Below are 25,099 nucleotides of genomic sequence, written 5' to 3' on the forward strand. Positions count from 1 at the left end.
CGGCGGGCGGCCCGGGGAAACGGACCCCGAGCAATCCGGGCACCGCGCCCCGGGCCGACCCAACTGGCGGCACACCAGGCGTGGCGACAAGTACGTCACCGTGATCATCGACCTCACCCCGGTCCGCGATGGCGCCGGCCCAGCAAGGCTGCTGGACATGGTCGAGGGCCGGTCGAAGGCGGCGTTCAAGACCTGGCTCGCCGACCGCGACGACGTCTTCCGTGACGCGGTCGAGGTGGTCGCGATGGACGGCCTCACCGGGTTCAAGACCGCCGCTGCAGAGGAGATCCCGGACGCGGTCACGGTGGTGGATCCCTTCCACGTCGTGCGCGTGGCCGGTGACGCCCTCGACAGGTGCCGGCGCCGGGTCCAACTCGCGATCCACGGGCACCGTGGGTTCAGGGACGACCCGCTCTACAAGTCGCGGCGCACGCTGCACACCGGCGCGGACCTGCTCACCGACAAGCAGAGCGAGAGGCTACGCGCGCTGTTCGTTGATGACGCTCACGTCGAGGTCGAGGCGACCTGGGGTGTCTACCAGCGCATGATAGCCGCCTATCGCCACGAGGACCGGCAACGTGGCCGCGAGCTCATGGAGAAGCTGATCACCGACCTCAGCGCCGGCGTCCCCAAGGTGCTCACCGAGCTCACCACCCTGGGCCGGACCCTGAAGAAGCGAGCCGCTGACGTGCTCGCCTACTTCGAACGACCCGGCACCAGCAACGGGCCGACCGAGGCGCTCAACGGACGGCTCGAACACCTGCGCGGCTCCGCACTCGGGTTCCGCAACCTGACCAACTACATCGCCCGAAGCCTGCTCGAGACCGGCGGCTTCAGACCCCAACTCCTAAACCGCCGATTGGGATGAGCCACTATCCAGGCCGTCATATCTTCCTTTACAGCAGTTCGGCACCAGGCGGGCAAGCCGCCTGGTGCCGAAGGTGCGATCTGGAGCTGATTGTCAGCAGACCGACGAGGTGTACTGACCGCTCTGCGAGCCACCGATATACGACGGGGTACACAGGCCCGTCGAGCTGGAGTTGCAGAAACGGCCGTCCCAACAAAGCAATCAGCCGTTGGCGTTTCAGAAGCCCAGGCAACAACCGAGCGCGGGGCGACTTACTGTTCGTTGAACCACGCAATGGTGTCGCGGAGTCCGTCGTCCAGAGGGACCGGAGCCACTGCCGGGAAGAGCGCCCTCAGGACCGAGCCATCGGCCTGGGAGTGGGGCACATCGCCGACGCGTGGGGCCTTAAGCACCGTGGTCGCCCGCTGACCGGTAAGGGCCTCAAGCCGATGCACGAGTTCACGAACGGAGGTATTGGTCCCGAAGGCCAGATTGACGGGCTCCGGATGGCTGATCCGGCGCTCTGCCGCCTCGAGGAGCACCCGGCATACAGAGCCCACATAAGTGAAGTCGCGCGATTGTGTGCCGTCGCCGTTCACGGGCAAGTTCTCGCCGCGCAAGAGTGCGTCGATGAAGATCGGAATGACGGCGGCATAGGCGTGCCCCGCCCGCTGCAAGGGCCCGAAAACGTTGAACAGGCGGAACGCGAGGGTGTCCATGCCATATGACTGCTGGTAGGCCAGGGTGTACTGCTCGGCCGCGAGCTTGCTGACGGCATACGGACTCATGGGGCGCACCCACGCACGTTCGTCCTTGGGCAGCGCGGGATTCATGCCATAAACCGAGCTCGAGGAGGTGACGACGACATGCCCGACACCCTGCGCTCGGGCGGCTTCAAGGACCCGCAGGCTGCCTGTCGCGTTGACCTCATGGGTCGATTCCGGGGTCGCGATGCTGCGCGGGACGCTGCCGAGCGCACCCAAATGCAGAATTGAGTCGACGCCATGAGCGGCGCCGTGCATTGCGTCTCGGTCCATGACGCTCGAGTGCACGAACTGGACATCCAGACCCGCGAGGTTGTCCGCATACCCCGTGCTCAGGTCGTCAATGACGCGCACGGCATGTCCGGCGGCGAGGGCGTGGCGAACGAGATTCGCGCCGATGAAGCCGGCACCGCCGGTGATAAGGATCTTCATGCCTGCTCTTGCCTCGAAGCGTCCAGGGCCGGCCACGCGGCGAGCCGCAGACCAGAATGGAGCATGGGCAGGGAAGATCGCATCTAGTCGACCCAAAGTTGCCGAAAAGTACGACCGTCACGCGGTAGGAGCGCCGGCGCTAGGCCTCGATGACCGTCGGGATGATCATCGGGCGGCGGCGGATCTTGCGGCCCACCCAACTCCCGACCTGGCGACGGATGATCTGCTGCAGTTCGTAGACATCTCGCACGCCATTGGCGGTCGCGTCCGAGAGCGCTCGCTCCAGACCCGGGCGGATGTCCTCGAAGATTTCGGCGTCCTCGACGAAGCCGCGAGCGGAGATTTCGGGGCCGCCGATCACCTTGCCGCTGACCGAGTCGATGACCACAACGATGGAAATGAAGCCTTCGTCACGCAGAATCCGGCGGTCCTTGAGCAGCGCCTCGTCGGCCCCGCCCACGGAGGAGCCATCGACATACACATAGCCGCATTCGACGGCGCCAGCGATCTGGATCCGGCCGTCCACCAGGTCGACGGCGACGCCATCCTCGATGACCGCAACGCGGTCGCGGGCGACGCCGGTGGCGATGGCGAGTTCGGCATTCGCCACGAGATGGCGCCATTCGCCGTGCACGGGCAGCACATTGCTGGGCCGGACGATGTTGTAGGCGTAGAGCAACTCGCCCGCGGCGGCGTGCCCGGAGACGTGGACGCGCGCATTGCCCTTGTGCACGACATCGGCGCCGAGCCGCATCAGGCCATTGATGACGCGGTAGACGGCATTCTCGTTGCCGGGAATGAGCGAGGATGCCAGCAGAACGGTGTCGCCCTGGCCGATGTCAATGGCGTGATCGCGGTTGGCCATCCGGGACAGCGCCGCCATCGGCTCGCCCTGGCTGCCGGTGCAGATGAGCACGACCTTCTCGTCCGGCAGGTCACCGAGCTTCTTGAAGTCGACGAGGATGCCATCCGGCACGTGGAGGTAGCCGAGGTCAGCGGCGATCCCCATATTGCGGACCATGGACCGGCCGACCATCGCCACCTTGCGGCCCGCCTTGTGCGCGGCGTCGAGGACCTGCTGGACCCGGTGCACATGGGAGGAGAAGCAGGCGACGATGATCCGGCGCTGTGCGTGCCGAAAGACCTTGTCGATGGCCGGGGAAATCTCGCGCTCGGGCGTGACGAAACCGGGCACTTCGGCATTCGTGGAGTCGGTGATGAAGAGGTCGACGCCCTCCTCCCCCAGGCCCGCGAAGGCGCGCAGGTCGGTGAGGCGGCCGTCCAGCGGAAGTTGGTCCATCTTGAAGTCGCCGGTATGCAGCAGCGTCCCGCCGGCGGTGTGCACCGCCACGGCGAGGGCATCCGGGATGGAGTGGTTGACCGCGACGAACTCGCAGTCAAAGACGCCGAGCCGCTCGCGGGAGCCTTCACTGACGGCCAAGGTGTATGGCGTGATCCGGTGCTCTTTGAGCTTGGCTTCGATCAGGGCCAGGGTCAGGTTGGAGCCGATGAGCGGGATGTCGTGCTTGAGGCGCAGCAAATAGGGCACGCCGCCGATGTGGTCCTCGTGGCCGTGGGTGAGCACGATGGCCTGGATGTCGTCGAGGCGGTCGGCGATGGCCGTGAAGTCCGGCAGGATCAGGTCGATGCCGGGGTGGTGCTCGTCGGGGAAGAGGACACCGCAGTCGATGACGAGCAGCTGACCGGCATGCTCGATGACCGTCATATTGCGGCCGATTTCGCCGAGGCCCCCGAGGGGCAGGACGCGGACGGCGCCCTCGGCGAGCGGACCGGGCGGGGCGAGGTCGGGATGCGGGTGGATCATGCGAGATCGGTCTGCGCCAGCGCCGCCCGCAGTTTCTCCAGATCGGCCGGCGGGCCCTCGACATAGGGCAACCGGACCGTCGCGTGCTCGATGATGCCGAGCTCCTTCAGTGCGGCCTTGGCCATGATGCCGCCTTGGCTGGTGTTCATGAGGGCCTCGACGAGGGGGATCAGGGCCAGGTGGATGCGGCGGGCGGTGGGCAGGTCGCCCGCGTCCACGGCGGCGAGCATCTCGGCATACCGGCGGCCGGCGACATGCCCGACGACGGAGACGACGCCGGTGGCCCCCTGGGCGAGGTGGGCGAGGTTGACCTCGTCGGCGCCGGAGAACCACAGCAGATCGGTCGCGGCCATCACCTGCGAGGCGGCCCACAGGTCGCCCTTGGCGTCCTTGACACCGACGATCTGCGGGTGTTCGGCGAGCGCGATCAGGGTCTCGGTCGTGAAAGGTATGCCGGTGCGGCCGGGGATGTCATAGAGCAGTACCGGCAGGTCGGTCGCGTCCGCGACGGCGCGGCAGTGTGCGAGAACGCCGGCCTGCGTCGGCTTGTTGTAGTACGGCGAGACGAGCAGCAGCCCGTCCGCCCCGGCTGCGGCCGCGAGTTTGGCCATCTCCACCGCGTGGCGGGTGTCATTGCTGCCGACGCCGGCGACGACGGCGGCGCGGTCTGCGGCGGCCGCGCACACCCACTCGACCATCTCGATGGACTCCGAGGAGGTCAGCGTCGCCGACTCTCCCGTCGTGCCATTGACGACGATCCCGTCGTGCCCGGTGCCGATCAGGTGCTCGACGACCGCCTTTGCGCCCGCGGGATCGAGCTCACCGTCGGGTGTCATCGGGGTGACCATCGCCGTCATGAGACGGCCGAACGGAGAAGTCCTCATAGCTCCCAGGGTATCGAGGCTCTGCCCACCTCTACTCCGCGCGCCCCGGCGAGCCCTGACATGCCACGGCTTAGGCTCCGGGCATGCGGCAATACCTCGATCTGATGCAGCGCGTGCTCGATGAGGGTGTGGAGCGCTCCGATCGCACCGGGACGGGCACGCTCGGGATCTTTGGGCACCAGATGCGGTTCAACCTGGCCGAGGGCTTCCCCGTGGTGACGACGAAGAAGCTGCACTTGCGCTCGATTTTCGGTGAGCTGCTGTGGTTCCTGCGCGGCGACACCAATGTGCGGTGGCTGCAAGAGCGCGGCATCACGATCTGGGACGAATGGGCCGATGCCAATGGCGATCTGGGCCCGGTCTATGGCTATCAGTGGCGCAGCTGGCCCACCCCGGATGGGCGGACCGTCGATCAGATCGCCGGGGTCATCGAGTCGATCCGGAGCAACCCGAACAGCCGGCGACATATCGTCTCGGCATGGAATGTGGCCGATGTGGACGATATGGCCCTGCCGCCCTGCCACACGATTTTCCAATTTCACGTGGCAGAAGGACGATTGTCCTGTCAGCTTTATCAACGCAGCGCGGATATCTTCCTTGGGGTCCCCTTTAATATCGCGTCGTATGCCTTGTTGACCCACCTCGTTGCCCAGCAAACCGGCCTGGAGGTCGGCGACTTCGTGCACACGCTCGGCGACGCCCACCTGTATCTGAACCATCTTGATCAGGCCCGTGAGCAATTGTCGCGCCAGCCCTATCCCCTCCCGCAGATTGACATCGCGCCTCGAGACTCCATCGACGCCTATGAGTTGACGGATATCGAGCTCGTCGGTTATCAATCCCACCCGAGCATCAAAGCCCCGATCGCTATATGACCCGCATCACCCTGATCGCGGCCGTTGCCGAGAATGGCGTCATCGGCAACCAGGGCGAGATTCCCTGGCGCGTGCCGGGCGAGATGGCCCACTTCAAGGCAACCACGCTGGGCCACACCCTGATCATGGGGCGCAAGACCTTCGAGTCGATCGGGCGCGTTCTCCCAGGCCGGCGGACCATCGTGCTGACCAGGGATCCCGAGTGGCACCACCTCGAGGTCGCTACCGCCCGCACCCTCCACGACGCCCTGCAGCTCGCCGGCGCGGTGGACGAGGTCTTCATCGCCGGTGGCGCCGAGATCTATGCCCAAGCCTTGCCCCTGGCCGATCGCATGATTCTCAGCGAGATCCCCGGCTCCCCAGCGGGGGACGCGTACTTCCCGACGTGGCCTGCTGAGCGGTGGCGCGAAACAGAGCGCGTTTATCACACGGGGTTCACTGAAGTGCGCTTCGTGGCGTCGGATATTTTGGACTGAGCGATTTAACGCACAGATCTCACCCTTTAGAGGTTATCTCCAGATATCTAGACTCCACCCCCTTGGGGGTATTCATGGCGGGGAACAATGCGTTAGCGGAAATTTCTGTGCAGCTAAAGTGGCTCTTCGACTTTCCGCGGGGCGGTTCGTGGTCATGCTGCGTCTCGTCGGGCTCGGGTGAGCGCGATGGTTGAGAGTATCCGGCGCTGGTAGTTCTCGAGGTTGCGGAAGCCGCAGGCGACGCGTTTGGTGTTCTTGATGATCCTGTTGAAGCCTTCGGTGCGGGCGTTGGTGACGTCCATCGTGAGTGCGACGTGGATGGCGGGCCACCAGGTCTCGATGGTGCTGGCCAGGCGGGTGGTCTCGGGCATGGCCGCGTCGGCGGCGTCTCGATAGAACTCGTACAGCCGGTGCCGAATCCGGTGCTCGTCGGTTTCGGCCAGGAGCAGTCGGAGGCGTTCCTTGACGCCCCAGGCGGCGCCGATCTCGTTCGTGGGGTCCTCAGCCGCGAACGTCGCCGTGAGCCGGGCACGCTGCTTGATGCTCAGGTGCTCGTACCCGGTGAGCAGTAGCTGCCGGTTGACCCACACCTTCTCCTTCGTGGTACCGCGCCGACCGTACCGCTCGCGGGTGACTCGCTGCCGGATCTCGGTGACCATCGTGTTGGCGAGGGCGACCAGGTGCCACTTGTCGACCGCGATCCGCGCGTGCGGTAGCGCCGCCCGGATCCCGGAGGCGTAGGGCGCGCTGGTGTCGATCACCACGACCTCGATCGCTTCACGGAACTCAGCGCTCTGCTCAGCGAGCCAGTCCCGCACGCACGCCCCGGACCGGCCCGGCGCCAACCCCAGCATCCTCCCCGGGCCGGTGGTGTCGGCGTCGACGAACGAGGTCAGCCAGGGGTCGGTGCGGCGCCAGCCGGCGTCGGCCAGGACCCACCGCACCGACCGTGCCCTGGTCTCATCGATCCCCAACACCCGAGTCGGCTCCGGAGTGGGCAGCCACCGCGCGGCCGCGGCGACCAGGGCCCGGTGAGCCGTCGGCCAGGACACTCCATGCGTGCGGGCGACTTCATCGACCGCCCGGTTCCCGGTGGCGATCTCGGTCGCGATGGCCTCCCGCAGCCGTCCGGTCAGCCGCGCCCGTGCGGGGATCGCCTCGGACTGCTGCGTGAACGACCGCGTGCCGCATAACGGTTCGGGGCACACCAAGCGCCGCTTGTGCCACCACAGCTGGACCACCTGCCCGCACGCGTCCAAGTCCTTGACCCGCACCGTGGGGCGATCTTTCACCCTGGAGGACAGGACTCCGCAGGACGGACACGGCGCTTCCCGGTCCCGACACTCGATCACGACCCTCAAGTCGCTCTCGCTGAGCCGTTCAAGACCGGTGACGACGAACTCGTCTTCCAGCCCGAACAGCACTGACGTACTGTCGATCATGCTCGTGGCCTCGTTGCTGCTGACGGAGTAGAGACCAACAGCATGACCCGGGGCCACGAGCCCTCTCAGATCAGGGCACCCCGCTCAAGGTCGGAGAGCCGCTAAAGTTGCATGGCATCCCTGACGCGTGGTTATCTAATCCGCGCACTTTACGGGCTCTTCACAATCGAGGGTGTCGCAAGCGGTAGCGCGTCGCTGACGGGTTGAGGGTCGAGGTCTCCCGATGATGGAAGTTCTCACACTGTCCATCTGGAAGACCTCGACATGCTCGACGCTACCTTCACGACCCCGGACCTGACCACCTTCACCGGCCTGGACACCCTTGGCTTGCAGGTCACCGGTCAGTTCCTCCAGCCCGACCGTGCGGTGCTCGCCTGCCGAGTCCTCGACCCGGACGACTGGTGTCACCGGTGCGGTTGTCACGGGCCCACGCGACACCGTCAGCCGGCGGCTGGCGCACGAACCGTTCGGTTGGCGACCCACCGTCTTGTTGATCACGCTCCGCCGCTACCGGTGCACCGAGTGCGGGCACGTGTGGCGACCACCCGACGCTTCTTCACGTAGCCACGGATGCCCTCAAGCCGCATCACCCGCGCGACGCGCTTGTGGTTCACGCGCTCACCGGCCGGTGTGCTGTCGTTGAGCTCTGCGGTGATCCGCGGCGCCCCTTGAGTGTTGTCGTCCTCATGGACGGCTCTGATCCGTTCAGCCAGTGCCGCGTCGGCCGCAGCCCTGGCCTCCCGGGACGGAGCCGCCTGTAGCCAGGCGTAGAACGATGAGCGCGTCACCTCGACGAGCTCGCACAGTCGCTTCACCTCGAAGGTGGTGGAGTTGTCAGCGACGAACTGGAAGCGACTCACCAGCGCGTCTCCCCGGCGAAATACTTGGCCGCCCGCTGGAGGATCTCCCGTTCGGTGCTCAGCTTGGTGGTCTCGACCTCAAGCTCGTTGAAACGGGCCTCGAGCCGGACGATCTTCTGCTCCGGCGTCTCATCCGGCGGCACCGAGCCGACGCTCTTCCTGGTCGTCTTCGACTGCAATGGACTGGAGGTCAGCGTTCCGTCGGCGGCGGTCTTCTTGTAGGCGGCGAAATCGTCACCACGAACAATGCCACCGCGGCCACCGTCTCCGTCACGTGCGCCCCCTCCACATCCGCTAATGCTCCGACCTACCGGCTCGCCTCCGACTTCAGCGGCACCACCGCACCCACCTGCGCCTCGGCGCCGGCGGGCACGGCATACTTCACGAGCGCCTCCGGCACGACCCTGGCGGCTGGCCCCACGGCGACCTTCACGTTCTATCTCTGGATGGAGGGTGAGTTCCGAACGGGCAGCTTCGGGCAATATGACGTCAACGACAACCTCATCGGTGCCGTGGTCACGGGATCCACCTGCTGCGCATACTCCTGCTGAGTATCGCCGCCAGCGATCTAGGCGACGAACCTTCGACATTCCGGCGTCTTGCCATTCCTTGATTAGGGTGGATCGGTGCCCATCACCTCATCCTTTAGCGGGTCCGTCGCGACCATCGTGATCGATCGCCAGGAGCGACGTAACGCCCTGAACACCGAGAGCCTCGATGAACTCGACGCGGCAGTCGGTGCGGCCGTTGCCGACGGGGCGCGCGCGGTGATCATCACCGGTGCGGGCGGGCACTTCTGCGCGGGGGCCGATCTCGTGGAGCTCGAGGATGTCGCGTTCACCCGGCACCTCGGCGATGTCCTCGTCCGTCTCGCCGAGCAACCGATCCTCACGGTCGCGGCGATCTCCGGGTCCTGCATGGGTTTGGGTATGCAGTTGGCGCTCGCCTGCGATGTGCGCGTCGTCGCCGATGACGCGAAGTTCGCCGTGCCCGTCGCAAAGCTGGGGTTGATGGTCGATCACTGGACGATCGATCGCCTCCGACGTTTCTGGGGTGAGGGGGCGGCCAGGTTGATGACGATGACGGCTGCCGTCCTGGACGCCGAGGATGCCTGGCGACTCGGCTTCACCCAGAAGCGGGGCGATCTGGCCGCCGCCCAGGCAATGGCGCATTCGGCTGTCCCGCTGGCGCCCCTGTCGCAGGCCGGGTCGAAGACGGGTTTCGCCGTGCACGACGGGCCGACGCTGGCGATCTATGAGGCAGCCTTCGCCCGCGCGTGGGCCAGTGATGACCTCCGCGAGGGTCGGGCCGCGTTCACCGAACGGCGTGCGCCGATCTTCGAGGGCCACTGATGTCGCACGACCACGAGGGCCACGCCGACCACGACCACACCGGCCACGACCACCCCCACGAAGGGGCCCTCGGGCCGCAGGCCGACGCGAGCGTTCGGGCGGCGCGCCCCAGCGACGCCCCCGCCATCGGGCAGGTGCAGGCGCAGGTCTTCATCGACACCTATGCCGACCGACTGCCGCCCGAGGTCTCGGCTGCTTTCGATCCGAATGCCTTCGCCAAGGGCTGGCGGGAGGCGCTGAGCGCGCCGCCGGCGGACGGCATACACCGGCTCTTTGTTGCCTTGGCGGGGGCGCAGGTGGTGGGGCTGGCGGCTTTCGGGCCGAGCCAGGACCCGGACACCGGACAGGCGACGGGCGAGATCACGCTGCTCGCCGTGCACCCACTCGGGCGCCGGCAGGGGCATGGCTCGCGCCTGCTGAACGCCTGCGTTGATCAGCTTCGCGAACTCGGCGCCGAGGAGGTCAGCGCCTGGCTGCCGGCCGACGCCGACGACACCCGCGCCTTCTTGATGGGTGCCGGTTTGGGCCCCGATGGTGCGTTCCGCGACCGGGTCGTCTCACCGGACGGCGCCACGCTTCGGGAGGTGCGTGTTCGTGCGAGCCTCGCCCCGTCAGACCTCGAGGCATGAGGAAGAGCCCCCGAAATGACGGTTGAGGCGGAACTCAGCGAGGGCCGCCGCAAAGAGGTTGTGCGGCAGGGGATTTCGGTCGGCGTGGCGACGGGCCTGTATGGGGTCAGCTTCGGCGCCTTATCGGTCGCGTCGGGCCTCACGGTGCTACAGACCCAAGCGCTGTCCCTGCTGATGTTCACCGGCGGATCGCAATTCGCCCTCGTCGGCATCCTCGGCGCGGGTGGCTCGGGGACCTCAGCCATCGCGACCGCTTCGCTGCTCGGCATCCGCAACGGGCTCTATGCCCTCCAGGTCTCCCAATTTCTTGGGGCCCGCGGCCCCAAGCGACTGCTCGCTGCGCACATCACGATCGATGAGTCGACGGCCGTCGGTATCGGCCAGCAGGAGCCGCGAGCGCAGCGAATCGGCTTCTGGGTCACCGGATTAGCCGTCCTGATCGGGTGGAACTTGATGACCTTCGTGGGAGCCCTCGCGGGCAACGCGCTGGGCGATCCGAAGACGTGGGGACTCGATGCCGCCGCGGCTGGCGCCTTCTGCGCCCTGCTCTGGCCACGCCTATCCACGGGCGACGGACGGGCAGCGGCGGTGCTCGCCGCGTTCATCGCGCTGCTGACCATCCCCCTCGTGCCGGCGGGAATCCCGGTCATCCTCGCCGCTATCGCGGCCGTGATCATCGGGTGGATCGCCCACGGACGACACGAGCGGGGCGAGCCGGGGCTTCAGGGATCGGACCCGACGCCATGAATACGTGGACCACGGTTCTCCTAGCGTGCCTGTTCGCCTTTCTGCTGAAGTTCTCCGGGTATGTCGTCCCGGCCCGCCTCCTCGAAGGACCCCGCGTCTCCCGGATCAGTGCCCTGCTGCCGGCGGCTCTGTTGTCGGGATTGATCGTCACCCAGACGTTCGCCGGGGATGCGGGCCGCATCGTCCTCGACGCCCGGCTTGCCGCCGTCGCGGTCGCGGGAATCTTGTTGTGGCGCAAGGCAAACTTCTTGGTTGTTGTCGGTGCCGCCGCTGCGACCGCGGCCCTGCTGCGGCTAGCCGGCTGGTCCTAAGCGGTCGGCTCCTGAGGCGAGCTGGCCTCACGGGCATTCGCCGTCGTGCACCGCGTCAACCAGGGCCGGCAACGCCCTCGCCGCCGTTTCCCGCCAGGACAGATCCGCCATGTCAGAGATATCGGTCGTCTGCGGGTTGATTTCGACGACGACGGCACCCTCCGACCGCGCGATGGCGGGCAGGCCGGCGGCTGGGTAGACGATGCCGCTTGTTCCCACGACAAGCACCAGATCGGCTTCGGACACTTTGGCCACTGCGTCGACCCAAGCGCGGTCCGGCAAGGTCTCCCCGAACCACACGACTCCAGGCCGAATTAGGCCAGCACAAGTTGCGCACCGTGGCGGTGCGAGGCGTTCGACGGGCTCGTCCGGGAGGACCGGGGTTTCGGCATGCGGCCGCTCGCACGCGCTGCAGCGGAAGGCTGAGATCGACCCGTGCAGGTGCACGACCGATCTAGTCCCGGCACGTTCGTGGAGGTTGTCGACATTCTGCGTCACGACGGCGAGGTCGGTCCGCTCACTCCAGCGCGCGATCGCGTCATGGCCAGCATTGGGCTGCACTTCTCCGACGCACTCGAAACGCCACACGTACCACGCCCATACCAACGCGGGATCCTCATCCCAGGCGGCTGCGGAGGCGAGATGTTGTGCCGAAAAGCGTTGCCATAAGCCGTTTTCCGGGTCTCGGAAGGTGGATAGCCCGCTCTCAGCGGACATGCCCGCGCCGGTCAGGACGACGACGCGACGAGCGCGCTGGGCAACCTGGACCAGCGCCCGCGGCACCTCCACGGTCTCGGTCATCCTCAGGTGAGCCCGAGATAGTGTTCGAGGCCGACCGTGAGTCCGGGGTGCTGCCCGACGGCCCGCACCCCGGCGACGACGCCCGGCATGAAGGACGAGCGATCGAAGCTGTCGTGGCGGATGGTGAGCATCTCGCCGGTCCCGCCGAAGAGCACTTCCTGATGCGCGACGAGCCCGCGCAGACGCACCGAGTGCACGGGTATGCCGTGCTCCCGCCCCCCACGCGCCCCGCCGGGGTCTTGTGTTGTGGCGTCGGGGACCGGCCCGAGGCCCGCCTCTTCGCGCGCGGCGCCGATCAGATCAGCGGTGCGTGCCGCGGTTCCCGACGGCGCATCCACCTTGTTGGGGTGGTGCAATTCGATGACCTCAACCGACTCGTAGAAGCGGGCCGCCTGCTGGGCGAAGGACATCATCAAGATGGCGCCGATCGCGAAGTTCGGGGCGATCAGAACTCCGGTATCCGGCTGTGCCGCAAGGCTTTCCCGCAAGAGCTCCAACTTGTCGGGGGTCCAACCGGTCGTCCCGACGACGACATCGACACCCTGCGCGATGCAGTGCTGGACGTTGGCGAGCGAAGCGCTCGGCACGGAGAACTCGACCACGACATCGGCGCCACCCAAATCGCCGAGCGCGTCCCCCATATCGAAGCGGCCAACCAACTCAAGGTCGGCAGCGTCGGTGACGGCCTGGCATACGGTCGCCCCCATCCGGCCGGCCGCCCCGATGACGGCCACTTTTAGGACTGTGCTCATGCGTCTCAGCCTATGGCGATTGGGCACAATCTCTTGATCTTGAAAGGATGGCCGGGCAGGACCCAACAGCCGATCCACCGGAGAATTCACATGACTATTCCGCCCAACAATCCTGACCCGCAAGGCAACCCGTTCGGCGCTCCCCCGCCGCCACCAGCAACGAATCCGTACCCGGCGCCAGGCGCGAGCTTCCCCCCGCCCGCAGCTGGCGGATCTGCGATCAACTCGCCCAGTGGCTTCTTCAGCGCCCTATTCGACTTCTCGTTCACGCGCTTCATCACCCCGATGATCATCAAGTTCGTCTACATCCTGGCGACCGTGGCGCTCGGCCTGGTGTACCTGTTCTTGGTGATCGCGGCCTTCAGCGACAGTGCCGCGAGCGGATTGTTCATGCTGATCATCGGACCGGTGCTGCTCCTGATCTACCTGGCCTTCATCCGCATGACGCTGGAGATCTATCTCGCCGTCGTGCGCATGAGTGAGGACATCCACCAGCGGCTGCCGCGCTGAGTGCTCCGCCATCCTGGCGTACGCGGCGTGATCGCGTGCGCCAGGATGGCCCGGATCAGTCCGGGTCGGCCCCTCTGCGGCGCGGGGAAATCCGGCGGCGCCCCAGCCGCACGCTCCCCTAGCCTGGCGCGATGAACACGTGGGAGCTGTATGACGATCCGCGCGCCTTCGCCGAATGCGCGCGCGACTTCCTGCGGGAGCATGCGTTGACGTGCACCGTGATCGCCTCGATGGTCGACCGCTTGGTCGCGGGCGAAGATCAACCGGTGCGGCGGCACGGCACGCCGTATTGGTTCGCCACCTTGGACACCCCCGGCCGTTCGGTCGCCGCCGTGGCCATGCGTTCCGGCGACTGGCCACCGATCATGACTGGGGTAGATGCGGCCGCTGCCCGCGAGCTCGCGCAGCGAATCACTGAGCGCGGCGAGCGACCCCAGGGCGCCAATGGCTCCCCCGAGGCCGCACGGGCCTTCTGCGAGCGGTTAGTTCAGGAGTGGGGTGGCCAGATCGAGACCAAGGTCAGCACGCGGCTCTTTCGATTGGATTCCCTGCGTCCGCCGCAGAACGTGCCGGGCCTCGCCCGGCCTGCTGAGCTGGCGGACGTCGACAGGCTGGTCGATTTCTTGGATGCCTTTCACGACGAGGCGGCTCCAGGTTCACCCCATGCCGACCTGTCGCCCGCGGACCGGCGACGGGAGGGCCAGCGGTTCATCCTGGACCGGATCGGCACGGGCGGGCAGTGGGTGTGGGAGGTCGAGGGCGAGGTCGTCTCGTGCGCGGCAACCCGCCGCCCGGCATATGGCTTCGCCCGCATCGGTCCGGTCTACACCCCGCCTACGCAGCGCGGGCGCGGGTATGCCGCCGGCGTCACCGCCGCGGTCTCGCAGGCCATCCTCGACCAGGATGCGACGCCCTGCCTGTTCACCGACCTCTCCAATCCGACAAGCAATGGTGTCTATCAGCGCATCGGCTTCGTGCCCGTCGAAGACACGGTGAATCTCCTTGTCGTGGAACAGGACTGATCGTGCAGGACTGGGCAGCAGTCTGGTCGGGAGCGGAATGGCGAGCCGAGGCCACGGCGTGGATCGAGGAGGAGTTGGGGCGGGCGGCATACCGCATCACGGGCGCGATCGAGCAGCCCCGAGTGCGGTTCTGGTCGACCCAACTCACGATCCCGACGGACCACGGCCGGGTGTGGTTCAAGACCAACAACCCGGGGCAGGCCTTCGAGGCCCGGCTCGTCGAGACGCTAGCTCGACTCGTTCCGGACCGGGTGGTCACCCCCATCGCGATCGAGCCGGACCGCGGGTGGCTGCTCAGCCCGGATCAAGGGGGAACGCTGCGGGAGAAGGACGGCGGGAGCCCCGCAGATTGGGAGCGGGTGCTGGGCGAGTACGGCGCTCTGCAGCGTGGCCTCGTGCCGCACGAGAGCGCGGTTCGCGCGAGCGGAGTGACGCCGCTCCCGGCGAGTGAGACCGCGGCATACCTCGAGCAGCGGCTGGATGACCTGGCGCACCTCGCACCGGGCGACCCGCGTGGGCTGAGCATCGAACAGCTGACAGCCGCGCGGCGAGCACTGCCGAAGCTGCGCCGGGCGTGCGAGGATTTGGATGCCGTGGGAATCCCGAATTCCCTGCAACACAACGACCTTCACGATAACAACGCGTTCCTCGGCCAGATTGACCGGCCCTTGCGCTTCTTCGATTTTGGCGACGCCCTGTGGGCGCCACCTCTGTCCGTCCTGCGGGTTCCTCTCGACGGTATGGCGCACACCCTGAGCTGCCCCGCCGACGATCCGCGCGTGCTGCGCGCCACCGACGCTTACCTGGACAACTGGAGCGACCTCGCGTCACCCACTGCCCTACGCGCCGCCGTTCCCGTGGCGCGCGTCGTGGCCGGTGTCCACCGGGCCCTGTCGTGGCGCCGCTTGCTCGACGAGGTGCCGATCGAGGCGGTCGAGCCCGACTGGCGCGACGCCGAGTCGTGGTGGCTGACGGAGTATGCCGGACCCGACTCCTCGCCTTAGCCAGACCCGGACTCCCGAGCGGAGCGGGGCTTGTGAGTGGGAGCGGGGCTCTAGCCCCGCTCGCGTTCACGAACCCCGCTCCGCTGGCGGGCGAGCCAGCCTGACGACACTCGCAGGGACAGGGGGAAGGCGGCGAGGTTGCGACCCGTCGGGCTAGTCGCTGGTCAGCCGCAGGGCGCGGGCGGGGCAGAAGTCGACGGCCCGTTTGGCGGCTCGCGCGTCCACCCTGCCGGCGCCTTGGATGGGATAGCCCCATTCGTCGAGCCGGATTGTCTCGGGAAGCAGCTGCGCGCAGATGCCGTGGCCGGAACAGCGGATGCGATCGATGCGGACCTCGGTTGTCGGCTCAGGCGACATGACGCTCCTTTTGGCGTGTTGGGCATCGGCCGGCAGCGTGGGCGGCCAGGTGCCCGGCGAGAACAGTGCGAGCTGAGGCGGTGAAGCGAGCGATGCCGTCGGGGAAGCGGCAGGCCCCCCGCCCGGTCAACAGTTCCAGCCGGCTTTCCAGCCGGTGGTCGGCCGCCAGCGAATCCGCGCCGGTCGCCAGGGCGTGCCAGTCGGATGCGATTGCCGGCAGCCCGAACATGCAGGGGCCGCACTGGCCAGCGCTTTCGCCGGCGGCATAGGTCAGCAGCCGATCGACCGCCCGCACGATGCACTCGTCCGGATCGTGAACAGTGATCACGCCGGGCCCGACGGTCCCGCCGTATGGCGCGAGATCCCCTGCGCTCCAATGTATTTCGCGGGCAGCAGCGATGGGCATCAGCACCCCACCGAGTCCACCGATGCCGACATACTCGGCTCCCTCGAGGCTCCCGCCGGCGCTGTCGAGAAGGTGCCGCATCGGGACGCCCGCTTCGGTCTCCACCACTGCGGGCTGCCCGACAGAACCGCTGATGGTGACCAGACGCGGTCCCGGCTCAGCGGTTGTCCCGAAGCCACGGAACCATTCGGCGCCGTGCTCGGCGATCTGGGCCACGCGCCATACGGTCTCCGCGTTGAGGACTACCGTCGCGGGAATTGGCCGATCGCTTCCATCACGGCCGCCGCCGCGGACGAACGGAACGGACTTGGTCATGGGACGGGCGAGACCGCCACGGGCCAGCGAGATGAGCGCCGATTCCTCCGATGACACATAGCGATTCGGGACGCCAAGGACATCAAGGCCGGCCGCGCAGAGCAGATCGAAAGTCCGGGTGCCGCGCTTGGCCGCGAAGCGCGCCGGCCGGCCACCAGTCACGAGACGGGCACCCTCCAGCAGCTGCGGCAGATGGTTCGCCACCACCCAGCCGTCCTTGGCCGCGCCGATCTCGCCGTCACAGGCGTTGACGATCACGGCGGCAGCGGACTCCTGGGCGGCTCGCACCTTGATCCCGGTCGCGAAGGCCGCTCCGCCGCGGCCCGTGAGGCCGGCGTCCTCCAGCAGGTCGGCGAGGCTCATGACCACTCCCCTTGCAGGGCGGTGAGGCGGGCGTCGCGATCGGCATGGCGCGTGCTGACACGCCAGGCGAGAGCTGCCGCGCCGATGGCCCCGCAGGCGATGGTGATCGCCGCAAGAATTGGCTCGACCGAGGTCGCGAGCATCAGCCCGTGCACCAGGGCGAGCGGCCACATGGCATAGGCGCCCCAGTGCACGCGTCGCCACAGCCGCTCTGGAATCCGTTGCCGCAGAACAGAGGTCGCGGTGACGGCAAGGAGCAGGTCGAAGGCAAGAGTGCCCAGCCCGACCCAGGCGGTGGAGTATGCCGAGGTGAAGGGAACCAGCGCCGAGATCCAGTCGATCGAGACATAGGTCTCCGCGATGGCCGTCGTGATGTGGGTGACGAGGAAGGCCAGCATTCCCAGCGACAACCACCGATGCAGGCCCATGAGAACGGTTGCACGCTGGCCCGTTGGTCGCCGGCGACCGGAGGTGATGACGCCCAAAACCAGGACAGCCGTCAGCAGCGCGATCGAGGTGATGCCCGTTGCGCGGGAGAGATACCACAGCAGTTCGTTGCTCATTGGTCGGCCTCCGGCCATCCTGGGGTCGTCGTCACAGACCCGTCGAGTGCATCCAGCCGCGCTGGTATGCCGTTGCGGCGCAACCATTCCGGCGCTTGGTCACCGAGGATGATGGCCGCTGTTGAGGCCGCGTTGGCTTCAAGCCCGCTGGCTGCCGCGCAGGTGACCTGGGCCCATGGCGATGTGGCGGTGCGGCCGGCGCGGGGGTCGACGATGTGATGCCGCCGCTCGCCGCCAACCCCGGTCGCCCAGGTGCGCTTCTGCGTCGACGAGGTGGCAAACGCCTGTCCAGTCCCTGTGACGACCTGAAGAATCGAGCCATTCGCGGCCTCGATGCCGATCCGCCATCCGTTGTCGGGCAACTCGCCGCTGGTGGCGATATCTCCGCCGAGGTTGACCAAGAAGCCGCCAGGAAGTCGGTCCGCCAAGCGCTGCGCGATGCGGTCCGCCGCCTCGGCCTTGGCGCTGGCCCCGAGGTCGATCAAACACCCTTTCGGGACAGACAGACGACGCGTGGCCGGATCGAGGTCGATGTGCCGCCACCCGGGGACGACCGCATCAGCACCGGGGTCGGTCAGGGCCGGACGACGTTGCACGAGAAGCAGATCCGCGTCATACCCACTTGCCATGACGGCCGCGCCCACCGTCGGGTCGACGAGGCCGTCGGTCAGGCGGGCGGCACGCAGTGACTCCCCGAGATAGTGCGACAGAGTCGCGGAAGCGAAAATCCACGCGGGGCCATGGGCAGCGCGGGTGGCCAGCAGGCTGATCTCCGAATCGGGTCGGAAGCGGCTGACGGCCCCATCGAGGAGGTCCAATTCCTCGCGCGCTATGGCTGTGGCTTCGATGAGGCAGGAGGGGTTGGTGACGTGGATCCGGTGGGTGGTGCCGATCGCCGGAAACCGGGCCGAGGTTGGCCCGCCGATGGTGACTGGGCGAGGCAGCGCGATGGCGGTCATGTGCGACTCACGATCCCGAGGTCGAGCTCTGGTGCCCGCCGTTGTTTGAGTTGACGGACGCGACCGAACCGAAGGCCGAACCGCTATTGCTGCTCGAGGAGTTGCTATCTGAGGAGTTGGCGCTGGATGACCCCGCATTGGATGAGCCCGTGACACCAGTGGTCGTTCCGGTTGTGGTGGCCACGGTCGAGCTCGCCTGGGCATCGGCCAGGTGCACGACCACGCTGCCCGTCGCGAGGGTCGCTGCGGCGATGGTGGCCACGGTCAGTGCGCGGGCTTTGGCGATGGCGGCGGGGGTCTTCATGGCGTTCTCCTGATCTGAGGCAAGTCGTCCAACACCACGACTGTGCTCGCCGTCTCTATGGGGTTCCTGTGCGCCGTCGATGAGCTATCTGACGATTTGATGCTGAGGCTCGCCCGCTGGCTGGCGCATCACGCCGGACCTTTTCGCTCACCCCGGTACCCGCTACTTTGCGCGGCATGAGTTCCCCCGTCGGACGCTGCTGTCCGTGCTCGTCAGCGTCCTTGTGCTACTCCTCGCCGTGCCTGCCGGGGCCGCGCCGACGACCTGGGTCCGCTCTCCAAATTCGACGGCGGCTGGTCAGAGCGCGGCGCTGAAGGCGCAGTGCCCGGCTCCCGCCATGCGTGCCCGATTCGTCTTCGCCGGGAGCTGGGTCGCAGCCAAAACCGGTCCGATGGGCCGGGCGTATCCCGCTCTCCCGTCCCTGTCGGTGCGGCGGGTGAGCACCGGGCTGCCCGGCCCGTACCCCTGCGCCCGGGCAATGCGTCTGTGCTGAGCCGCCTCGCGCGCTCGCCCCTCCCGAGCGGAGCTCGCGTTCACAAACCCCGCTCGGCTCGCGGGGTGGCCGGCCACCCGGCATACCCCTGAACAATGGTGAAGGGTGGCACCGAAAATCGGTGCCACCCTTCACGATTCAACGCTGCACGATTCGACGCTCAGCGCCCACGGATCACTCCGCGTCGCGGCGCTCCTCACCGTGGCTGCGGCGACGGCGGTTGCGGCCACCATCACGACGCTCGCGGGGACGATCCGGAGCGGCCGGCGCAGCCGACTCGTCGGAGGCCTCATCAGCCGCAGCCGCGTCCGCACCTTCGGCGGGCGCCTCGGCACCCTCCGGGAGGACGGCGGCCAGCGAGAGCTTGCCGCGCGGGTCGATCTCCTTCAGCTCCACCTGGACCTTCTGGCCGATCGAGAGGACATCCTCGACCGCGTCAATCCGCTTGCCACCGACCAGCTTTCGGACCTCGCTGATGTGCAGCAAGCCGTCCTTGCCGGGCAGCAGGGAAACGAACGCACCGAAGGTGGTCGTCTTGACGACGGTGCCGAGGAAGCGCTCGCCGACCTCGGGCATCTGCGGATTGGCGATCGCATTGACCATCGCGCGCGCCGCCTCGGCCGACGGACCATCGGTCGCGCCGATGTAGACGGTGCCGTCGTCCTCGATGGAGATATCGGCGCCGGTCTCGTCCTGGATCTGTTTGATCATCTTGCCCTTCGGGCCGATGACCTCGCCGATCTTGTCGACCGGGACCTGGACGGAGATGACGCGCGGGGCATAGGGCGACATCTCATCGGGAGCGTCGATCGCCTCGTTCATCACATCGAGGATGTACAGACGAGCATCGCGGGCCTGGGTCAGCGCGCCAGCCAGCACGTCGGCGGGGATGCCGTCGAGCTTGGTGTCGAGCTGGATGGCCGTAACGAACTCGCGGGTCCCGGCGACCTTGAAGTCCATGTCACCGAAGGCGTCCTCGGCTCCGAGGATGTCGGTCAGGGCGGCATACGACATGGTCCCGTCGACCTCCGCGGAGATCAGACCCATCGCGATGCCGGCAACCGGAGCGCGCAGCGGGACACCGGCGTTGAGAAGCGAGAGGGTCGAGGCGCAGACCGAGCCCATCGACGTCGAGCCATTGGAGCCGAGAGCTTCGGACACCTGACGGATCGCGTAGGGGAACTCCTCGCGGGTCGGCAGCACCGGCATCAGGGCGCGCTCCGCGAGGGCGCCGTGGCCGATCTCGCGACGCTTCGGCGAACCGACGCGGCCGGTCTCACCGGTGCTATAGGGCGGGAAGTTGTAGTTGTGCATGTAACGCTTGCGCGTCACCGGCGAGAGGGTGTCGAGCTGCTGCTCCATGCGAAGCATGTTCAGCGTGGTGACGCCCATGATCTGGGTCTCGCCGCGCTCGAAGAGCGCTGAGCCGTGCACGCGCGGCAGCACCTCGACCTCGGCGGACAGGGCGCGAATGTCCGCGAGACCCCGACCGTCGATGCGGACCTTGTCACGCAGGATGCGCTCGCGCACGAGCTTCTTCTGCACGGAGCGATATGCCGCGGAAACTTCCTTTTGGCGGCCCGCGAACTCCTTCGCTGTGCCCTCGCCGGTGAAGACGTCGGCGTCGCCGACGAGCACGAGGTGGATCTCGCTCTTCAGCTCGTTGAGGGCGTCCTCGCGCTCCTGCTTGCCGGCGATGGACAGGATCTGGGCCAGGCGGCCGTCCTTGGTCGCAGCGGCCTCAACTGCGGCATACACATCGTCTTGGTAGTCGAGGAAGAGGGGGAACTCCTCGACCGGCTTGGCGGCCGCGGCCGCGAGCTGCGCCTGGGCCTCGCACAGGGTGCGGATGAAGGACTTGGAGGCGTCGAGACCCTGGGCCACGATCTCCTCGGTGGGGGCGGTCTTGCCCTCGTTCTTGACGAGGTTCCAGGTGGCGTCGGTGGCCTCGGCCTCGACCATCATGATCGCGACGTCATCGCCCACGACGCGGCCGGCGACGACCATGTCGAAGGTGCTGCGCTCGCTGTCGCTGAAGTTCGGGAAGGCAACCCACTGGCCGTCGATGAGCGAGACGCGCACGCCACCGATCGGGCCGGAGAAGGGCAGACCGGAGATCTGCGTGGCAGCCGAGGCGGCGTTGATCGCGACGACGTCGTACTGGTGGTCCGGGTTGAGGCTGAGCACCGTGATGACGACCTGGACCTCATTGCGCAGGCCCTTGACGAAGGACGGGCGCAGCGGGCGGTCGATCAGGCGGCAGGTCAGGATCGCCTCGGTGGACGGACGGCCTTCGCGGCGGAAGAAGCTGCCGGGGATCTTGCCGAGGGCGTACATCCGCTCCTCGACATCGACCGTCAGCGGGAAGAAGTCGAACTGGTCCTTCGGCGTGCCACTCGCGGTGGTCGTGGCCAGGAGCATGGTCTCGCCGTCGAGATAGGCGGCGACCGATCCGCCGGCCTGCTTGGCCAGACGGCCCGTCTCGAACCGGACGGTGCGGGTGCCGAAGCGGCCATTGTCGATGACGGCTTCAGCGAACTGGATTTCTGGACCCTCCATGGGCCCTCACTTTCTCTCTTCAGTTCCGGTGCATCGTCGTTGTGCACCGGTGTCTTTCGTTAGGTGCAGCGCCCACCGCGACAGGCGGCGGATGCTGCGGTATGCCGTGCGCTCACGGCATACGAGAAGGGGCGGCCCAGTCGGGCCGCCCCTTCTCACTTCTCAACGGCGCAGGCCGAGTCGCTTGATCAGCGAACGGTAGCGCTCGACGTCGACGCTCTCGAGGTAGCGCAGCAAGCGGCGGCGCTGACCGACGAGAAGCAACAGACCACGACGGGAGTGGTGGTCGTGCTTGTGCGCGCGAGCGTGTTCGGTGAGGTCCTTGATGCGCTGCGTGAGCATCGCGATCTGAACCTCGGGGGACCCGGTGTCGCCCTCGCTCGTGCCGTATTCGGCGATGATGCTCTTCTTGACGTCTGCACTCAGGGGCATGGACGACTCCTTTGGTATGTCGTTGCGCGGCGCGCCCGGGCTGGTTCACCGGGGCTCTCTGGATCCGCGGCCGATTGAACGGCAACCTCTCAAGGTTACCAGCGGGCCAACCGCCCACCTAATCGACGGTCAGCTCCGGCGGGCGCGCAACAGGTCCCGACACGGCCGCTCGACGGCGACGTGCAGCAGCCAGGCGGCGACGAACAGGCCGAATCCCGGAGCAAGCCAGTCCCCATCCGGCCGGTGACCAGGGACATCACGAGGTCGATATGCAAGGTCGCGATGTGGACCGGCCAGACACGGGCGATTCGGTTCTGCCAGAACGCCATTGCGCCGTGCCAAGACCAGCTGCTGAGGCGGTCCGCATAGTTGTAGGCGAGGACGAATCCGCTGAGGGGGAAAAACAAGTCGACGCCGAGATAGCCCGCCTGCCACACCGGATCGGCGATGGCCAACCACGGCGCGAGGGACTCGAAGCTGCCGCGGAAGTGGAAGAGCACGATCCAGATCGCCGCGAGCGCCCGCACGCCGGTCAGGGCGGGCAGGTCCGGGGTCGGGCGGCGGTGGTCGTGGACATCAGCGGCAGCCTAAGGGGCGGCATACCCATCGAGTTCGGTCGGAGATGGCATGGGTGGGATTACTCAATCTCGTGGTCGACGTATCACCGGCGGGTAGTCGCGCTCTAGTTCATCAGCGAACCGTTCGCCGCCGGGAGGAGCAGGGAGCCTCCTGGAACCCACACTGCACCAAGGAGATTCACCATGCCTGCACGTCGTCTTTTGGTCAGCACCGTGACCGCCACCGCTGCTCTGGCGAGCATCGCGGCGGGTGCCTCGACCGCCTCGGCGGGGTCCGCTGACCGCACCGGCCCGGTCACCCACAAGGTGTCCGCCGCCGAACACGCCGCCACCGCACGCCTCGACATCGCCTCGATCGTGAAGTCCGCCAAGCCGATGCCGATGCCGACCGCCAAGGGCGGCGCGCCCTCGCAGTCCAGTCTCGAGCGCGGTGCCGAGTTCAAGGTCGGGCCGGTCGCCCCTCAGAGTTCCGCCACCTCCAAGATCGTCAACGGCGTCGCCGACTCGTATGCGGGCAGCCTCTGGCCGCTCGGCCGCAATGCCAACCCGAACCGTCAGGTCGGAAAGTACTACTTCCAGACCCCCGGCGGCTGGAGCTGGTGCACCGCGACGGTCGTCACCGCCGCCAACAAGTCCACCCTCATCACGGCCGGCCACTGCGTGGTCAACCCGTCGACGAAGGGCTGGTACACCAACTCCTTCTTCCAACCGGGCTACCAATACGGCGCCTCGACCATGGGCACCTGGTACGGACGGCAGATGTGGACCACCTCGGGCTATTACTACAACGCTGCGTATGCCGATGACATGGCCGCTGTCGCGCTGTCGACCAACGCCAAGGGCGCGATCCAGAACACCACGGGATCGCAGGGCATCTGGTTCAACGGTCCCGCCGGCGGACTCATGCGGACCGCACTCGGCTATCCGAAGACGGACTCTCGCTGGCCCGGCTACACGGCCAATGGCGAGGACGCCCGCTACTGCCAGTGGACCAACACCTACTACAGCAGCGGCACATGGGCCGGCCAGGAATACCTGCCGTGCTACATGACCGGTGGCGCAAGCGGTGGCCCGCACCTGTCCTGGGTCAACTCGTCCTGGATGGGCTATGTCAACTCCGTCAACAGCAACAAGGGTGGCATCGGCTCCTCGTGGCGCCACGTGATGTTCGGTCCGTACTTCGGCAACGCGGAGGCGGCGGTCTACAACGCCGCCCAGGGCGCCTGAGACACCCCACGAGGTTTCCTCGCTCACAAGCGCCCACGCAGAGCGTGGGACCCAACTTCGGTACTTCGCGGGGAGGCGGTACGGACACCCACCCGGGACTTTCGCAACAAGTCATAGCAGCACCTGTCCCGCACCGGGCCGAGCCTGACCTCCCCGGGGGACGGAAGCCCTCACCCCCCGCAGCCATCCCAGTGGCCGCGGGGGGTGAGCCGCGTCCGGGGGCATCCCATTTCTCTCCGGATGCCGGAAAGTTGAGGTTCGGATGACTTTCTAGGGCACCCGAACCTCAAGCTTTCGGCATCCGGAGAGAAACAGGCGTCGGTGCCCCGCCCCCGTACCGCGTGGCGTTTCGGTCTGCGGGTCGTGGTGTCGCACAATCCCCTCTTGTGAGCACTGACATCTGGCCGCTGGTCCGGGTCGAGCGCGAGGCGCTGATCCGCGACCTGAAGACCTTGCCCGCCGCGGAAGCGTGGGACACCCCGTCCCTCTGCGCCGGCTGGACGGTGCGCGATGTCGTCGCCCACATGGCCTCGACGGCCGCGATGACGCCGCCGAAGTTTCTCGCCGGCTTCCTCGGCTCGGGCTTCAACTTCGACAAATTCGTCACGAAGGGCATCGCCGCCGAGCGTGGCGCGTCGGCGCAGGACACGCTCGACCGATTCGAGTCGCTGGTCTCCTCCACATCCTCCCCGCCCGGGCCGAAGGTGAGCTGGCTGGGTGAGACGGTGATCCACGCCGAGGACATCCGCTTCCCGCTGGGGCTTGAGCACGACTACGACCCGGCTGCCGTCCGTGCGGTCGCGGACTTCTACAAGGGGTCCAACACCCTGATCGGGGCCAAGAACCGGATTCGGGGGCTCCAGCTCAAAGCCACCGACACCGACTGGTCGACCGGCTCGGGCGAGCTTGTCGAGGGCACCTTGCTCGGGCTGCTGATGGCCATGACTGGCCGAAAGCCCTACGTGGACAAGCTCACTGGCCCTGGCGTCGAGGTGCTGCGATCGCGCTGA

Annotated in this window: 27 protein-coding genes and 2 pseudogenes; 13 read left to right on the forward strand and 16 right to left on the reverse strand. The window is 67.3% G+C overall.

Translation table 11 applies throughout. From position 1 onward, the window contains the following. A partial coding sequence (locus ABD225_RS06970; RefSeq protein ID WP_344082874.1) for an ISL3 family transposase occupies positions 1 to 868 on the forward strand: 868 nt, incomplete at its 5' end. A gap of 251 nt (positions 869 to 1,119) precedes the next feature. Here the strand turns inward: ABD225_RS06970 and ABD225_RS06975 are convergent. From ABD225_RS06975 to dapA, 3 genes are all read right to left on the reverse strand, one after another. After that, positions 1,120 to 2,043, reverse strand: a complete 924-nt coding sequence (locus ABD225_RS06975; RefSeq protein WP_344082876.1) for an NAD-dependent epimerase/dehydratase family protein — start codon at positions 2,041 to 2,043, stop codon at positions 1,120 to 1,122. Between the two features lie 139 nt (positions 2,044 to 2,182). Further along, positions 2,183 to 3,868 carry a ribonuclease J gene (locus ABD225_RS06980; RefSeq protein WP_344082878.1) on the reverse strand — a complete coding sequence of 562 codons (1,686 nt, stop codon included), beginning with the start codon at positions 3,866 to 3,868 and terminating at the stop codon, positions 2,183 to 2,185. After that, positions 3,865 to 4,752, reverse strand: a complete 888-nt coding sequence (dapA, locus tag ABD225_RS06985; protein WP_344082880.1) for a 4-hydroxy-tetrahydrodipicolinate synthase — start codon at positions 4,750 to 4,752, stop codon at positions 3,865 to 3,867. The genes ABD225_RS06980 and dapA overlap by 4 nt, the downstream gene beginning before the upstream one ends. A gap of 83 nt (positions 4,753 to 4,835) precedes the next feature. Between dapA and ABD225_RS06990 the strand changes: the two genes are divergently transcribed. Together ABD225_RS06990 and ABD225_RS06995 are read left to right on the forward strand one after the other, a co-directional pair. After that, positions 4,836 to 5,627, forward strand: a complete 792-nt coding sequence (locus ABD225_RS06990) for a thymidylate synthase (protein ID WP_344082882.1) — start codon at positions 4,836 to 4,838, stop codon at positions 5,625 to 5,627. Then, the gene (locus ABD225_RS06995) at positions 5,624 to 6,103 is read left to right on the forward strand and encodes a dihydrofolate reductase (protein ID WP_344082884.1); all 480 of its coding nucleotides are present in this window, start codon (positions 5,624 to 5,626) and stop codon (positions 6,101 to 6,103) included. The genes ABD225_RS06990 and ABD225_RS06995 overlap by 4 nt, the downstream gene beginning before the upstream one ends. A gap of 152 nt (positions 6,104 to 6,255) precedes the next feature. Here ABD225_RS06995 and ABD225_RS07000 read toward each other — a convergent pair whose 3' ends face one another. After that, positions 6,256 to 7,545 (reverse strand): ISL3 family transposase, encoded by a 1,290-nt coding sequence (locus ABD225_RS07000; RefSeq protein ID WP_344082886.1) that lies wholly within the window; start codon positions 7,543 to 7,545, stop codon positions 6,256 to 6,258. 264 nt (positions 7,546 to 7,809) lie between these two features. Here ABD225_RS07000 and ABD225_RS07005 point away from each other — a divergent pair. Further along, positions 7,810 to 8,086: pseudogene (locus ABD225_RS07005) on the forward strand (ISL3 family transposase); the annotation flags it as partial. Here ABD225_RS07005 and ABD225_RS07010 read toward each other — a convergent pair. Next, a pseudogene (locus ABD225_RS07010) lies at positions 8,079 to 8,626 on the reverse strand (IS3 family transposase); the annotation flags it as partial. The pseudogenes ABD225_RS07005 and ABD225_RS07010 sit on opposite strands and share 8 nt — an antisense overlap. A gap of 86 nt (positions 8,627 to 8,712) precedes the next feature. Next, positions 8,713 to 8,838 carry a hypothetical protein gene (locus tag ABD225_RS07015; RefSeq protein WP_344083081.1) on the reverse strand — a complete coding sequence of 42 codons (126 nt, stop codon included), beginning with the start codon at positions 8,836 to 8,838 and terminating at the stop codon, positions 8,713 to 8,715. 193 nt (positions 8,839 to 9,031) lie between these two features. On the opposite strand from ABD225_RS07015, the gene ABD225_RS07020 reads away from it, so the two are divergent. Genes ABD225_RS07020 through ABD225_RS07035 form a run of 4 tightly spaced genes read left to right on the forward strand, consistent with a single transcriptional unit; the run spans position 9,032 to position 11,444 of the window. Next, the gene (locus ABD225_RS07020) at positions 9,032 to 9,757 is read left to right on the forward strand and encodes an enoyl-CoA hydratase-related protein (protein WP_344082888.1); all 726 of its coding nucleotides are present in this window, start codon (positions 9,032 to 9,034) and stop codon (positions 9,755 to 9,757) included. Continuing rightward, positions 9,757 to 10,386 carry a GNAT family N-acetyltransferase gene (locus ABD225_RS07025; RefSeq protein WP_344082890.1) on the forward strand — a complete coding sequence of 210 codons (630 nt, stop codon included), beginning with the start codon at positions 9,757 to 9,759 and terminating at the stop codon, positions 10,384 to 10,386. Before ABD225_RS07020 ends, ABD225_RS07025 begins: the two co-directional genes overlap by 1 nt. 15 nt (positions 10,387 to 10,401) lie before the next feature. After that, on the forward strand, positions 10,402 to 11,133 hold the full coding sequence (locus tag ABD225_RS07030; protein ID WP_344082892.1) for an AzlC family ABC transporter permease: 732 nt from the start codon (positions 10,402 to 10,404) through the stop codon (positions 11,131 to 11,133). Continuing rightward, positions 11,130 to 11,444 (forward strand): AzlD domain-containing protein, encoded by a 315-nt coding sequence (locus tag ABD225_RS07035; RefSeq protein ID WP_344082894.1) that lies wholly within the window; start codon positions 11,130 to 11,132, stop codon positions 11,442 to 11,444. Before ABD225_RS07030 ends, ABD225_RS07035 begins: the two co-directional genes overlap by 4 nt. Positions 11,445 to 11,471: 27 nt before the next feature. Here the strand turns inward: ABD225_RS07035 and ABD225_RS07040 are convergent, their stop codons facing one another. Both ABD225_RS07040 and dapB read right to left on the reverse strand, forming a co-directional pair. Then, complete coding sequence (locus ABD225_RS07040) at positions 11,472 to 12,245, reverse strand: SIR2 family NAD-dependent protein deacylase (protein WP_344082896.1); 774 nt, start codon at positions 12,243 to 12,245, stop codon at positions 11,472 to 11,474. Positions 12,246 to 12,247: 2 nt separating this feature from the next. Then, positions 12,248 to 12,997 carry a 4-hydroxy-tetrahydrodipicolinate reductase gene (gene dapB, locus ABD225_RS07045; protein WP_344082898.1) on the reverse strand — a complete coding sequence of 250 codons (750 nt, stop codon included), beginning with the start codon at positions 12,995 to 12,997 and terminating at the stop codon, positions 12,248 to 12,250. 90 nt (positions 12,998 to 13,087) lie between these two features. Between dapB and ABD225_RS07050 the strand changes: the two genes are divergently transcribed. From ABD225_RS07050 to ABD225_RS07060, 3 genes are all read left to right on the forward strand, one after another. Further along, entirely contained in the window at positions 13,088 to 13,507 is a 420-nt protein-coding gene (locus ABD225_RS07050; protein ID WP_344082900.1) for a DUF4282 domain-containing protein, read from the forward strand. Between the two features lie 131 nt (positions 13,508 to 13,638). Beyond that, positions 13,639 to 14,529 carry a GNAT family N-acetyltransferase gene (locus ABD225_RS07055; RefSeq protein ID WP_344082902.1) on the forward strand — a complete coding sequence of 297 codons (891 nt, stop codon included), beginning with the start codon at positions 13,639 to 13,641 and terminating at the stop codon, positions 14,527 to 14,529. Positions 14,530 to 14,531: 2 nt separating this feature from the next. Continuing rightward, on the forward strand, positions 14,532 to 15,533 hold the full coding sequence (locus ABD225_RS07060) for a phosphotransferase (RefSeq protein WP_344082904.1): 1,002 nt from the start codon (positions 14,532 to 14,534) through the stop codon (positions 15,531 to 15,533). A 153-nt stretch (positions 15,534 to 15,686) separates the two neighbouring features. Here ABD225_RS07060 and ABD225_RS07065 read toward each other — a convergent pair whose 3' ends face one another. From ABD225_RS07065 to ABD225_RS07100, 8 genes are all read right to left on the reverse strand, one after another. Further along, positions 15,687 to 15,890, reverse strand: a complete 204-nt coding sequence (locus tag ABD225_RS07065; RefSeq protein WP_344082906.1) for a ferredoxin — start codon at positions 15,888 to 15,890, stop codon at positions 15,687 to 15,689. Then, on the reverse strand, positions 15,880 to 16,974 hold the full coding sequence (locus ABD225_RS07070) for an NADH-ubiquinone oxidoreductase-F iron-sulfur binding region domain-containing protein (protein ID WP_344082908.1): 1,095 nt from the start codon (positions 16,972 to 16,974) through the stop codon (positions 15,880 to 15,882). The genes ABD225_RS07065 and ABD225_RS07070 overlap by 11 nt, the downstream gene beginning before the upstream one ends. Further along, positions 16,971 to 17,537: a ferric reductase-like transmembrane domain-containing protein gene (locus ABD225_RS07075; RefSeq protein WP_344082910.1), complete on the reverse strand. Its 567-nt coding sequence runs from the start codon at positions 17,535 to 17,537 to the stop codon at positions 16,971 to 16,973. Before ABD225_RS07075 ends, ABD225_RS07070 begins: the two co-directional genes overlap by 4 nt. Continuing rightward, the gene (locus tag ABD225_RS07080; RefSeq protein ID WP_344082912.1) at positions 17,534 to 18,496 is read right to left on the reverse strand and encodes an FAD:protein FMN transferase; all 963 of its coding nucleotides are present in this window, start codon (positions 18,494 to 18,496) and stop codon (positions 17,534 to 17,536) included. The genes ABD225_RS07075 and ABD225_RS07080 overlap by 4 nt, the downstream gene beginning before the upstream one ends. 7 nt (positions 18,497 to 18,503) lie before the next feature. Next, positions 18,504 to 18,800 carry a hypothetical protein gene (locus ABD225_RS07085; protein ID WP_344082914.1) on the reverse strand — a complete coding sequence of 99 codons (297 nt, stop codon included), beginning with the start codon at positions 18,798 to 18,800 and terminating at the stop codon, positions 18,504 to 18,506. 667 nt (positions 18,801 to 19,467) lie between these two features. Beyond that, positions 19,468 to 21,852: a polyribonucleotide nucleotidyltransferase gene (locus ABD225_RS07090; protein WP_344082916.1), complete on the reverse strand. Its 2,385-nt coding sequence runs from the start codon at positions 21,850 to 21,852 to the stop codon at positions 19,468 to 19,470. 162 nt (positions 21,853 to 22,014) lie between these two features. Then, entirely contained in the window at positions 22,015 to 22,284 is a 270-nt protein-coding gene (rpsO, locus tag ABD225_RS07095; protein ID WP_344082918.1) for a 30S ribosomal protein S15, read from the reverse strand. A gap of 95 nt (positions 22,285 to 22,379) precedes the next feature. Beyond that, entirely contained in the window at positions 22,380 to 22,811 is a 432-nt protein-coding gene (locus ABD225_RS07100; RefSeq protein ID WP_344082920.1) for an acyltransferase family protein, read from the reverse strand. 234 nt (positions 22,812 to 23,045) lie between these two features. Between ABD225_RS07100 and ABD225_RS07105 the strand changes: the two genes are divergently transcribed. Together ABD225_RS07105 and ABD225_RS07110 are read left to right on the forward strand one after the other, a co-directional pair. Beyond that, positions 23,046 to 24,089, forward strand: a complete 1,044-nt coding sequence (locus ABD225_RS07105; RefSeq protein WP_344082922.1) for a trypsin-like serine peptidase — start codon at positions 23,046 to 23,048, stop codon at positions 24,087 to 24,089. Positions 24,090 to 24,475: 386 nt separating this feature from the next. Next, a complete protein-coding gene (locus ABD225_RS07110) occupies positions 24,476 to 25,099 on the forward strand; it encodes a maleylpyruvate isomerase family mycothiol-dependent enzyme (protein ID WP_344082924.1) in 624 nt (207 codons plus the stop codon).

Source organism: Nostocoides veronense (genome assembly GCF_039531185.1).
Lineage (GTDB): Bacteria > Actinomycetota > Actinomycetes > Actinomycetales > Dermatophilaceae > Nostocoides_A > Nostocoides_A veronense.